Below are 11,447 nucleotides of genomic sequence, written 5' to 3'. Positions count from 1 at the left end.
GGCGTAGCGTCAGCGGGCCAGATGGGCGACGACCAGGTTCGGATCGTTGCCTGTGACGTACGCGGCGCTCAGCACGTAGACCATGTTGCCGCGCAGGGCGACCGACGTCGGGTTCTGCAGGCCGTCGGCCGCGGTCAGCACGGTCGAGTGGCTGCCGTCTGGCTGGACCAGCGCGACTTCGCTCGGGCCGTTGAGCGCGGCGAGCAGCTGATCCCCACGGCCGGTGAAGGCGAAGTCGTCGATTCCCGGCAGCCCGGACGCCACCGTGCGCACCTCGCCGGCGCGGCCGTCCCGCCGGATCGGGATACGCAAGACGGTGCCCCGATCCAGGTTCGTGGCCCAGACCGCTCCACCGCGAAGCTTCAGGCCGTTGACGCCGAGGAAGCCGCCGGCCGCCAATTCCGGAGCCGCCGACCACACGGTGGCGATTCCTCCGGTCGCGGGCACCCGCCAGATCGTGCCGAGCACCGAGTCGGTGACGTACAGCGTGCCGGTGTGCGGGTCCAGCGCCAGCCCGTTGGGCAGGCCGGCGGCCGGCAGCGCAGCGATCCGCTGGGGACGGCCACCCGGACGCAGGCGCCACACGCCCGTGAGGTCGGACGTGCCGGTGGCGTAAAGGAAGTACAGCGTGCCGTCACCGGCTCGGGTGATCCCGACGGTCAACGGAAACCCCAGGACCGGGGTGCGGACACCGCCGTCAGCGGGCTTCGGCAGGGTCGCCAGGACCCGGATGCCGCCGCCTGGAGCCACTTCGGCGATCTGGCGGCCCGCAGCGAAAGTGACATCCGCGGCACCGCCGGGCGCCAGAGCGATGTTTTCTGGCGTCTGGCCCGCGGCCAGATCGAAGTGCACGGCAATTCTCGCGCCGCACAGGGGCGCCGACGCGGCCGAGGCCGGAACGGCGGTCAATGCGGTGACGGCCGCGGCGGCCAGGGCAGCGGACTTGGACAGCTTCTTGAACATGGTTCCTTCACTGGTTGAGGGCGCGCGGCAGCGACACACCGGCGCGCACTGGTGTGTTCAGCCCGGACCGGACGGCCCGGCAAGTGGAGTCAGACCGGCCGGTACTCCAGCGGTACCGGGACGGTGCCGTGGTCGATGGCCTGGCCGAGCAGGGTCAACGCCTCCCGGGAAGGCGAGCCCGGCTCCGTGGTCGCGACCACGACGGCGGGGCCCGGTCCGCTGCTCAAGGTCTGCTGCAGGACCGTCAGTGCCCCGACCAGCGGGTGCCGCATCTCGTACGCGGCGACGGCGCACGCCTTGACCCGGTGATCGGCCCACGCGGCGGCGAACTCGGTGCTCTTCGCGCTGAGCTCCCCCACCAGCGCGTACAACGCGGCGTCATCGGGGTGCTGGCCCGCCACCAGGCGCAGATTTCCGACCACCGCCCGCGCCTTGCCCGGCCAGTCGGCGTAGAGCTCGCGGGTGTGGCTGTCCAGGAACACAAGCCGGGCCATGTTCGGACGGCCTGCCGCGGTCTTCGGAGCGTCGAAGTCCAGGTGGCCGGCGAACAGCGCGTGCCCCAGCCGGTTCCAGGCAAGTACGTCGGTGCGCCGGCCGACCACGATCGCGGGTACGTCCGCCAGGACGTCCAGCAGCTGGCCGGCCGCCTCGGTCACCCGCTCCGCCGCCGGCCGCCGATCCCGGGGACGACGGCGGACCGCACGCGCCAGGTCGTGCAGGTGCCGCCGCTCGGATTCGTCCAGTCGCAAGGCGTCGGCGATCGCGTCGAGAACCTCGGCAGAAGCGCTCAGCGACTGGCCCTGCTCGAGCCGCGTGTAATAGGAGGCGCTCACCCCGGCGAGCAGGGCCAACTCCTCGCGCCGGAGCCCCGGCACGCGCCGGCGTTCGCCGTAGGTCGGCATCCCGACGTCCTCGGGACGCAGCTGGGATCGCCGCGCTTGCAGGAAGGCTCCGAGCTGTGTCTTTCCGGTCATGGATCCAGTATCGACCGGCCAGGCGCACTTCAGCCTGCCCCAGCCGGGGATAGGCAGCGACGGGTCTGGATACCGGCCGTTTCGGCCGGTGCACTGGCACCATGAACATCACCAATGAAACCCTCGCCGCGGTGGACTTCGCCTTCGCCAGGAGCGCGTGGGTCGACGCCACGCCCACCCGGGTCTACGACCTGATCAGCGACGTCTCCGCGATCAGCCGCTGGAGCCCCACAGCCGATGGCGTCTCCTACGACGAAGGCGCCGGCCCTTGGGCCGGCGCCTGGTTCAGCGGCGCCAACCGCCGAGACGGCAAGCAATGGACCACCCGCTCCCAGGTGGTGCAAGCCGACCCAGCGGCGGCGTTCAGCTTCGTCGTCGGCGGCGCCGAGGACGGCATCGTCCGCTGGAGCTGGACTTTCCGGCCCCAAGGACGAGGCACCCTCGTCCAGCAGTCCTGGCAGCTCCTGCGCCTCGACCCGGTGCTGGGACGAACCCGCGCCGACCTGGACGCTCTCCGCCGATATATGGAAGGCAGCGTCGAAACCACCCTCACCGCCCTCGCCCAGTGGGTCGCCGAACATTCCCGGTAGCCGGTCTTGAAAGTCCTGAGACAGCTGGAAACGTCTGAGCTTCCGGCTGTCCGGACACACTCGTCAGTCCGCAATGGACGGTCGACGGCGTCGGGGCGGCCGGGCACGTCTCATGCCACCTTGATGACGACCTTCCCCGAGGTGTGACCGTTCTCGACGGTGGCGAGGGCGGCCGGGGCGTCGGAGAGCGGGTGGACCGCGGTGATCACGGGTGCGAGGACTCCGTCGAGGGCCAGCCGGGCGGACCGCTCCAGGTTCTCGCGGTCGAGGCGACGCTCGACGACACGCCCGCCGAGGTCGGGCACGGACATATCTCCCACCGCGATGACGTTGCGGGGATCCCGGGCCAGCGGAGCGACCGTCCGCAGCGAGGTGCCTCCGACCAGGTCGACGATCCCGTCGAAGCCGTCCGGAACCAGCACGCGTGCCGCGGCGACGACGTCCCCGGCGGTGTAGTCGATGAACCGCACCCCGATGGCCTCGGCGTGCTCGCGCTTGGCGGTACTCCCGGTGCCGATCACCCGCAGCTCGCGCCCGACGGCCAGCCGGGCGACGGCGAGGCCGACCCCACCCCCGACCCCGTTGACCAGGACCGTGGCACCGGCCGGGAGGCCGAGCTGGTCGAGCACGTCCACCGCGGTCGTCCCGGCCACCGGCAGCGTTGCCGCCACGGTCGCGGACAGACCCGCCGGGATACGCGCGGTGTTCGGCGCGGACAGCACCGTCGTCTCGGCGTAGGTGCCGCCACCGGTGAGTGCGAAGCCGAAGACCTCGTCACCCACCTCGAGCCCGTCGACGTCCTCACCCAGGGCGAGAACGGTTCCGGCTGCCTCCATGCCCAGCACACGGGGAAACGGACGCCCGCCGTCGAGCCCGTCGACCAGCCCCGAGCGCACAATGTGGTCAAGGGGATTCACGCCGGCCACGGTGACCCGGATCAGCACCTCGCCGCGACCGGGAGCGGGATCGGGACGATCGAAGAACTCCTGCACCTCGGGCCCGCCATGCTTGCCGAAACCCCACGCCTGTCCCATTTTCTGCTGCCTCTCGGGTGACCGACCCCGGTGGTTCCGGGCTCTGTAGCCATCCTCACCGCTGACATCGATGTAAGGGGCAACCGGCTGAGGTGGAGGTCACAGCATCAGGCCGACTGCGCCACCGGTTCCGGGGCCGTGGACAGCTCCGCCCGGTGCCGGCTGTTGGCCTTGATCAGCACGTCGAGCGCTTCCCGGGTCTCGATCAGGTGCGCGATGTCTGCGTCGATCCGGTCGCGCTCGTGCGTCATCGCCGTGAACGTCTCCTCGGCGACGCCCAGGTCACCTGGGACGTCCACGCACGGCAGCACCGTCGCGATCACCCGGCTGGACATACCCGCATCGAACAGCCGTCGGATGAGCGACACGCGCTGGACCTCGGCATCGGAATAGTGACGCTGCCCCGCCTCGGAACGTGAGCTGCTCAGCAGGCCCTGCTCTTCGTAGTACCGCAGTGAGCGCGGACTCACGCCCGTACGCCTGGACAGCTCACCGATCCGCATCCCTGAGAGCCTACGCCCAGGTTCAGACCACCAGCGGAAAGCATGCCACTACCTCTGGCGGGGGTTGCTGCGAACTCGGCGGCGGCCGCGACCCGTGAGGTGATCGGGCCGAACCGCTTCGATGGGCGACCTCAGCAGATTGAGCAGGACTCAACAGGATGAAATTCGAAACCTGGTCGCGTGAATATGATTGACCAAGGCGACCGGTCATCTACGGTAATAACAGAGCGGTCTATTTACAATTGAAAGGCTTTCCAAATAATGAAGAATCGGCTTCTTGCAACTACTGCAAGCGTAACGCTACTCGCGGCAACATTCCTCGCAACTGACGCGAGCGCGGCGTCCGCCTCCACTGGCGGCGCCACGGCAGACTGCGGCAAAAGCTTCGAATCCTACGACAACCTTGATGGGTTGATCTTCTTGACAGGCAAGGGTACGGGGATGACCTTCCCCGCCATCCGCGAGTTCAACGTCTATCCGAAATCCGCAGTCTGGGCTCATGGTTTTGCCGCACAAGGAGCCGAGGCTACGAGCAAATGGAAGGGGTCATGGAAAATATCCGGAAATGTGCTGACCCTTACCCTGACGACCGACCCTGCGGGAAAAGTGATTTCGAATCAACCCATATACACACTTAAGCCCACTTCGTGTCAGGGAATTAAGCCAACGAAGATGACCGGCTCCGCAAAATGGAAAAATGGAGGCTTCCAGAATGTTTCGGTAAGGCTGGACGAATCGTGATTGAAACATCGATTGACTCAGGCGTAAATGTTAGGCGAAGACGCGCAGCTTGCCGGTGCGCTTACGTCCGCGCTTGGCCCACTCAGGGGCATTCCGGGTCCGTCGTCCATGCCGAGGCGGCCGACGAACGCTGGTCGAAGAAGTAGCGGCGGCTCTCTCCGGGTCCTCGGGATGACCATCAGGTCGTGAGCACCAGCGAGGAAATCCCCCGACCTGTCACCACCGTCTGAGGGACAGCGCGGCGGCGAGCGCCCCTTCCGGCGGCGCGGGCCGGACCCCCAGTAAACCGGCCCGCGCCCGCTCAGTCGGATCTCGATCTCCGAGATGCCGCGGCGATCCCCCTACGACCGCCGCGGGTACTCCGGTCCGCTGTCGGGGCTGTTCCTCCCACTCGACCATGATCGGGCCGGGACCGGTCCCGGCGCATGGGTAGCGGGACCCCATATTCCCGCGGCGCGCTGAAGCCGAACGCAACCAGAGGACTACTTGCGGGCCGTCACTCTCCGGGCATCTTCATGCGTGCGGCGAATGTGGGGGCTCGGCCCCCATGTGCGGGTCCTCACCGGCTGACACGATGAGTGACGTGACTCCCGAACTACCGGCGACGTCCCTGCCGCTGGAGTGGTGGGTGCACGGCCAGGCCCCGCGCGAACGGAAGGCGGACAAGCCCGCATGGGCGGACTTCGCCGAACGCGCCGTCACTTCGCCTCTGCCGGGGCGCCCCCCAGATGGTGACTGGCGCGTCGAGTTCGCCGGGGTCTTCAGGTCGTTCGTCGATGCCGCCGTCCTCGAAGCGGTCCCGCGAGACCTCGCCGGTGCCGACGTCGACGCGCTCCGCAGGGGTTTCGTGGTCCAGCTCGACCAGCACCTGCTCAAACTCTCGGTGCGGACGCTGGTCCTGGAACTCCACCGCGCCCGCAACGCCGGAACCCTCAGGGGCGAGACGTCCGAAGAGCGCTTCGCCGACTTCGCCCGGCAGCAGTCCACCCCGGCCGGCCTCGTCCGTCTATTCAGCGAGTACCCGGTGCTGGCCCGCCTGCTCGCTCAGGCCTGTCAGCACGCCGCCGAGGCGCACGCCGAAATGCTCACCCGGTTCGCTGAGGACGCCGTCGCGCTGCCCGGTTCGGTGATGGACGGCGAACTCGGCACGCTCGTCGAGGTGGCCGGCGGGATCGGCGACTCGCACGCCCGAGGACGTTCGGTCAAGCTGCTCCGGTTCTCCAGCGGCGCCCAGGTGATCTACAAACCCCGCCCGCTGGTGCTGCACGATCGGTTCTCCGACGTCGTCGAGCGGCTCAACAAACGGCTGCCCGGCCTCGAACTGCGTACCGCCGACGCGCTGCTGCGCGACGGGTACGGGTGGCTGCGGTTCGTCGAGCACCGGCCGTGCTCCGACATCGCCGACGTCGACCGCTTCTACCGGCGCCAGGGCATCCTGCTGGCTCTGCTGCACGCCCTCGACGCGACCGACGTTCACTACGAGAACATCATCGCCAGTGGCGACCAGCCGGTGCTGATCGACATCGAGACGCTGTTCCAGCCGTCGCCGCCCGAACCGCAGGACGGCGATCCCGCGGCCGCGATGCTGGCGCGGTCCGTCCAGCGCACCCTGCTGCTGCCGCAACTGTTCGCCGGGGAGCACGGCGCGGTCGACATCTCCGGGCTCGCCGGCCGCGGCGGCAGGCTGCCCACCGACCTGGTCGACTGGGCCGACGCCGGTACCGACCGGATGCGGCTGGTCCGCGTGCCCGGCGAACTGTCCGGCGGGAACAACCTCCCGCGCCTAGACGGCCGCGACGTCGCCCCTGCCGAGCACAGCGCGGCGCTGCTGGCCGGGTTCCGGATCGGCTACGACGCGATCTCCACCGCGCGGGACGAGCTTTCCGACCACCTCCGGCGGTGCGCCGCCGATCCCATCCGGGTGCTGATCCGGCCGACGAACTTCTACTTCCGGCTGCTGGACGAGACCACGCATCCGGACCTGCTGCGCGACGCCGCCGACCGCGACCGCGCGTTCGACCTTCTCGACGAGGACTCGGCGGGCGAGAAGAAGCTGCTCCGGCTCGTCCCGCACGAGCGGGCCGACCTGTGGGACGGCGACGTCCCGATGTTCACCTCGAATCCCGGGTCGACCTCGCTGCTGGATTCACGCGGCGACAGTGTCGAAGGCGTGGTGGACCGGCCGTCGCTGGAGACGGTGCTGGCCAAGGTCGCCGACATGGACCCGCTCGACCAGCGCGACCAGGAATGGCTGATCTCGTCGACGCTGGCCATCAGCACCGCGACCACCGGGCATGAGGACAGCGGGGAGACCGCGGAGACGGCGGTGCCGAACCAGGCACCCGACGCGGACCGGCTGCTGGTCACCGCCTGCGGGATCGGCGATCACCTCGTCGCGAACGCCTTCTCCGACGAGCACCGCTCGAACTGGCTCGGGATCGAACTCGTCGACGACCGGTACTGGACCGTACTGCCGATGGGCGCCGGGCTCGGCGAGGGCTACTGCGGTGTCGCGCTGTTCCTCGCCCAGCTCGCCGAGCTGACCGGGATCGCGCGCTACCGCGACCTGGCCGCCTACGCGATCGCGCCGCTGCCCGGCCTGTTCGCGACGCTCCGCGCCGACCGGGAACTGGCCGCCACGGCCGGCTGCGGCGGCCTGCTCGGGCTCGGCGGGGTCGCGTACACGATCGCCCGGCTCAGCACCCTGGTCGGTCTCCCCTCCGGAGACCTCGTCGAGCAGGCCGTCGACCTGATGCCCGAGGCCACCGCAGACACCCCGGCCGGGTTCATGACCGGGCTCGCCGGCGGTGTCGCGTCGATGCGCTCGGTGTATGTCCAAACAGGACTGGAGACGGCGCTGGCCCGGGCCGACGTCTACGCCGAACAGCTCCTCGCCCGCGAGCGTCCACAAAGGACCGATTTCGCGCGCGGATCGGCGGGTGTCGACTGGGTTCTGCGGGCACACGATCGAACCGGCGAAGAAGTGCCCGGAAAGGCGGACGCCCGGGCGGAAAGCACCGCCGGCTGGTGCGCCGGACTCGCGGGCGCCGCCCTCGGCCAGGCCGCCCACCTGCCCGATCCCGCCTCCGCCCGGGAACTCGACCGGAGCGTCAAACTGCTGGCCGACGGGGCACCCCTGAAGGATCTGAGCCTGTGCCACGGCGAAACCGGGGTCACCGAGGTGTTGTGCGTGCTGGCCGAGAACGGGCACACTGGCGCCGCCGCCGCGGTACGACGCCGGACCGGTCACCTGCTCGCCGCCATCGACCAGCGCGGCGCCCGCTGCGGGACCCCCGGCGCGGTGCCCGCACCCGGACTGCTGAGCGGTCTGGCGGGCATCGGCTACGGCCTGCTGCGGCTGGGATTCGGCGACCGGGTCCCGTCCGCGCTGTTGCTCCGCCCCGACCGGCCGCATCCCGCGGCCACCGTCGTCCCGCCAGGAAACCGAGTATGAGGAGATACACCGCATGTACGAAAGAGATCTGTCCGCCACCGAAGACGCGCTCGGCGCGGTGTCGCTGCCGCGCGCGCTCGAGGTCGGTTCGCGCAACCACGCGCTGGCGGGCAACAAGCCGCGGTTGAGCGCCAACCCGCTCGCCACGCTCTCGGGCGACCCCAACTCGCCGTCCGTGGTCAGCGTCTTCACCGGCGGCTGGATCTGAGACAGACTCACGAAGGCGGGCGGCACTATGCCCGCTTTCGTGATCAACTCTTCGCCGTAGCAGGGGAATCCGCTCGCTATAGTCTCGGCGGTGGGGATCCGTTCGTCGAGGGTGATCGGCCGCGACGCCGAACTGGCAGAGCTCTCCGGAGCTCTCGATAGCGCCATCGCCGGCCGCGGCGGCGCGCTCTTCCTGGTGGGCGAAGGCGGGATCGGCAAGTCCCGGCTAGCCGTCGAAGCCGCGTCGCGGGCCGTCACCGCCGACATCCCGGTGCTGCAGGGCAGGGCGAGTTCGATCGGACCGCTGGTCCCGTTCCGGCCGCTGACCCAGGCGCTGCTCTCGCACTTCCGCGGCGGCGGGCCGCCTGCGGTCGCCGAACTCGACCCCTTCGTCCCCGTGCTCGCCCAGCTGATCCCCGACTGGAGCCAGGGCGACCGGCCGCGGGAACCGGCGTCCCTGATGGTCCTGGCCGAGGCGGTGTACCGGCTGCTGGCCATCACCGGCCGCGACCGCGGCGCGCTCCTGGTCCTCGACGACCTCCAGGACGCCGACGCCGAAACGCTGTTCATCGTCGAATACCTCGTCGACAACCTCGCCGGGGCACAGACCCTGCTCGTCGGCACGCTGCGGAACGAACCGTCCGACGCGCTCCGCCTGGCGACCTCCGGGGCGCAGCGGATGAGCTGCGCCGTCCTCGAACTCGGCCGCCTCGACCTCCCCGACACCCGGCGGCTCGCCGCGGCCTGTCTGGAGACCGAGCCCGACCTGCTGCCCGCGGCCGCGGCGGAACTGTTGTGGCGCAACAGCGCCGGTCTGCCGTTCATCGTCGAGGAGCTGCTCCACGGCATGGTGAACGACGGCCTGCTGGTCGAGGGCCGCGACGGCTGGCGCGTGATCGGTGAACTCCGCGCCCGTGTTCCCGCCGCGCTGGTCACCAGCATCGGCGCCCGGATGGATCAGCTGGGCGAGCAGGCGAGCGAACTGCTGTCGGTCGCCGCGATCATCGGCCGCCGCTTTCCCCTGTCGGTCGTGCAGACGGTCACCGGGATGAACGACCGGACCCTGCACAACCACCTGACCGCGGCGGTCTCGGCGAACCTGGTGACCACCGACGAAACGACCCCGGGCTGGTACGCCTTCCGGCATCCCCTGACCGCGGAAGCGTTGCTGGAACGCCAAGTCCCCGCCCGGAAGGCGGCGCTCGCACGCCACGCCGCCGACGCCGTCGAGAAGCTCTATCCCGGCCTGCCCGGCGACCTGTGCGCGCTCGTCGCGTCGCTCCGGCTGACCGCGATGGACGAGCGCGCGGCGGGACGGCTCTTCGCCGAGACCGGTCGCCGTGCCCTCGACACCGGTGCCGCCGACTCCGCCGTCACGATGCTTACGAAGGCCGCCGACCTGCTCGCCGGGGCCGACGCGGGTGACCGGGCCGAGGTGCTGGAGACGCTGCTGTACGCGCTCGGGCAGATCGGCCAGTTCGACCGTGCCGTCGAGCTTTCCGCCGGGTTCGGCGAGATCGGGACACTCGAACGCGCGGCCAAACTGCACACCCAGCTCGCCTGGGCCGCCTACATCGCCGGGCGGCACGACGAATGCCTCGGCCAGATCGAGCGCGCCCGCGCCCCGCTCGGTACCGCGATCTCCCCGGCTCAGCAGGCCGCGCTCGACGCCGTCGAAGCGAACCTCTGGCTCGACGTCCCCGGCCAGACCGGCAAGGCGGAACGGCTCGCGCGGCAGGCGTGGAGCGTCGCCGAGGCCACGGAGCAGCCGTTCGTCGTCTGCCAGGCGCTGCAGGTGCTCGGCATGCTGGCGCTCTCGCGGGACCTCACCGAATCCGAGCACTACATGCAACTCGCGCGGCGGACCGCCGAGGACAACCATCTCCACCACCTCCGCACGCAGGCGCTGGTCCGGCTCGGCGGGCACCGGGTGCTGATGAACGGCGACGAGCAGACCCTGCTGCTCGCCCGCGCCGACGCGCAGCGGACCGGGTCGATCACCCTGCACTGCGCGGTCGACTCCGTGCGCACGATGCACGCCATCCTGCGGTGCGAGTTCGAGACAGCGCAGGCACTGCTGGAGGAGAACCTCGCCGTGCTCGGCAGGCTCCGGCTCACCGCGTTGCTGCAGTACGCGCAGATGACCAGGGCGATGGCGGCCGGGCACCGGGCGGACCGGCCGGCGATGGAGCGGGCGCTGGAGGACTTCCGGGAGATCGGCGGCGAGAACGCGCAGGAGATGGTGCTGAGCATCGGGCTCGCGCGGGTCTTCTGCTCCCTGCTCGAAGAGGACTTCGAGCGGGCGCGCCGGGAACTCGGGCAGGTGACCGCGCTGGAGGAACAGCGGCCCAGCCGGTTCCACCTCGCCGGGCAGCACGGGCTCAGGACCCTCATGGACACCCTCGGCGGCGCCGCCTGCCCGGAAGCCGAGTCCGCGGTGAGCGGGATGCGGTGGAACCGCCAGTTCGTGGAACTGGCACACGCCGTCGAGCACGGCAGACGGGGTGACGCGGCCGAAGCCGAACGCGCGGTGGCGGCCGCGCTGGAGACGTCGGCGCCCTATCCCCTGGCCCGCCACCTCGGCCTCCGCCTGATCGCCGAACCGGCCGCCGCCGACGGCTGGGGCGATCCGGCCGGATGGCTCAAAGAGGCCGAAGAGTACTTCCACGGCCGGGACATCCAGGCCGTCGCGGGCGCGTGCCGGAGCCTGCTCCGCAAGCTCGGCGCGCCCGTCCGGCAGCGTCGTGCCGGGGTCGACCGGGTGCCCGGCGACCTGCGCGCGTCCGGCGTCACCGTGCGCGAGTACGAAGTCCTGCTGTTGCTCGCCGAACGCATCGGGAACAAGGACATCGGCCAGCGGCTGCACATCTCCCCGAGAACCGTCGAGAAACACGTCGCGAGCCTGCTGACCAAGACCGGGCTCCCGGACCGCTCCGCACTTGCGGAGCAGGCCGCCGCGCAACGGCCTGGCATGCTGTAAG

9 protein-coding genes are annotated in these 11,447 nt (G+C 70.3%); 5 read left to right on the top strand and 4 right to left on the bottom strand.

Annotated features, from left to right (window positions below; translation table 11 throughout):
• Positions 1 to 9: 9 nt before the first annotated feature.
• Together ACLJRL_RS33895 and ACLJRL_RS33890 are read right to left on the bottom strand one after the other, a co-directional pair.
• Positions 10 to 963 (bottom strand): hypothetical protein, encoded by a 954-nt coding sequence (locus ACLJRL_RS33895; RefSeq protein WP_410660431.1) that lies wholly within the window; start codon positions 961 to 963, stop codon positions 10 to 12.
• An 89-nt stretch (positions 964 to 1,052) separates the two neighbouring features.
• Positions 1,053 to 1,937, bottom strand: coding sequence for a helix-turn-helix domain-containing protein (locus tag ACLJRL_RS33890; RefSeq protein WP_410660430.1), 885 nt, complete (start codon positions 1,935 to 1,937; stop codon positions 1,053 to 1,055).
• A 101-nt stretch (positions 1,938 to 2,038) separates the two neighbouring features.
• Here ACLJRL_RS33890 and ACLJRL_RS33885 point away from each other — a divergent pair, with 101 nt between their 5' ends.
• Positions 2,039 to 2,527, top strand: coding sequence for an SRPBCC family protein (locus ACLJRL_RS33885; protein WP_410660429.1), 489 nt, complete (start codon positions 2,039 to 2,041; stop codon positions 2,525 to 2,527).
• A 110-nt stretch (positions 2,528 to 2,637) separates the two neighbouring features.
• On the opposite strand, the gene ACLJRL_RS33880 is transcribed toward ACLJRL_RS33885, so the two are convergent.
• Together ACLJRL_RS33880 and ACLJRL_RS33875 are read right to left on the bottom strand one after the other, a co-directional pair.
• On the bottom strand, positions 2,638 to 3,561 hold the full coding sequence (locus tag ACLJRL_RS33880) for an NADP-dependent oxidoreductase (RefSeq protein ID WP_410660428.1): 924 nt from the start codon (positions 3,559 to 3,561) through the stop codon (positions 2,638 to 2,640).
• A gap of 107 nt (positions 3,562 to 3,668) precedes the next feature.
• The gene (locus ACLJRL_RS33875) at positions 3,669 to 4,064 is read right to left on the bottom strand and encodes a MerR family transcriptional regulator (protein WP_410660427.1); all 396 of its coding nucleotides are present in this window, start codon (positions 4,062 to 4,064) and stop codon (positions 3,669 to 3,671) included.
• Positions 4,065 to 4,325: 261 nt separating this feature from the next.
• Here ACLJRL_RS33875 and ACLJRL_RS33870 point away from each other — a divergent pair, with 261 nt between their 5' ends.
• The 4 genes from ACLJRL_RS33870 (at position 4,326) to ACLJRL_RS33855 (ending at position 11,446) form a co-directional block, all read left to right on the top strand.
• Positions 4,326 to 4,805: a hypothetical protein gene (locus tag ACLJRL_RS33870; RefSeq protein ID WP_410660426.1), complete on the top strand. Its 480-nt coding sequence runs from the start codon at positions 4,326 to 4,328 to the stop codon at positions 4,803 to 4,805.
• A gap of 574 nt (positions 4,806 to 5,379) precedes the next feature.
• Positions 5,380 to 8,259: a type 2 lanthipeptide synthetase LanM family protein gene (locus ACLJRL_RS33865; RefSeq protein ID WP_410660425.1), complete on the top strand. Its 2,880-nt coding sequence runs from the start codon at positions 5,380 to 5,382 to the stop codon at positions 8,257 to 8,259.
• Positions 8,260 to 8,272: 13 nt separating this feature from the next.
• Complete coding sequence (locus ACLJRL_RS33860) at positions 8,273 to 8,467, top strand: hypothetical protein (protein ID WP_410660424.1); 195 nt, start codon at positions 8,273 to 8,275, stop codon at positions 8,465 to 8,467.
• A 90-nt stretch (positions 8,468 to 8,557) separates the two neighbouring features.
• Positions 8,558 to 11,446 carry a helix-turn-helix transcriptional regulator gene (locus tag ACLJRL_RS33855; RefSeq protein WP_410660423.1) on the top strand — a complete coding sequence of 963 codons (2,889 nt, stop codon included), beginning with the start codon at positions 8,558 to 8,560 and terminating at the stop codon, positions 11,444 to 11,446.
• The last annotated feature ends 1 nt before the right edge of the window (position 11,447 follow it).

This window comes from Amycolatopsis sp. lyj-112, assembly GCF_046549055.1.
In the GTDB taxonomy this organism is placed as follows: Bacteria; Actinomycetota; Actinomycetes; order Mycobacteriales; family Pseudonocardiaceae; genus Amycolatopsis.
The sequence above is the reverse complement of the archived record's forward strand: the minus strand, read 5'-3'. Positions and strand labels throughout refer to the sequence as shown.

Coding starts and splice junctions, on each gene's coding strand:
- ACLJRL_RS33875 (WP_410660427.1), bottom strand. CDS start 4,064: ATGCGGATCGGTGAGCTGTCCAGGCGTACGGGCGTGAGTCCGCGCTCA.
- ACLJRL_RS33895 (WP_410660431.1), bottom strand. CDS start 963: ATGTTCAAGAAGCTGTCCAAGTCCGCTGCCCTGGCCGCCGCGGCCGTC.
- ACLJRL_RS33860 (WP_410660424.1), top strand. CDS start 8,273: ATGTACGAAAGAGATCTGTCCGCCACCGAAGACGCGCTCGGCGCGGTG.
- ACLJRL_RS33880 (WP_410660428.1), bottom strand. CDS start 3,561: ATGGGACAGGCGTGGGGTTTCGGCAAGCATGGCGGGCCCGAGGTGCAG.
- ACLJRL_RS33885 (WP_410660429.1), top strand. CDS start 2,039: ATGAACATCACCAATGAAACCCTCGCCGCGGTGGACTTCGCCTTCGCC.
- ACLJRL_RS33865 (WP_410660425.1), top strand. CDS start 5,380: ATGAGTGACGTGACTCCCGAACTACCGGCGACGTCCCTGCCGCTGGAG.
- ACLJRL_RS33870 (WP_410660426.1), top strand. CDS start 4,326: ATGAAGAATCGGCTTCTTGCAACTACTGCAAGCGTAACGCTACTCGCG.
- ACLJRL_RS33890 (WP_410660430.1), bottom strand. CDS start 1,937: ATGACCGGAAAGACACAGCTCGGAGCCTTCCTGCAAGCGCGGCGATCC.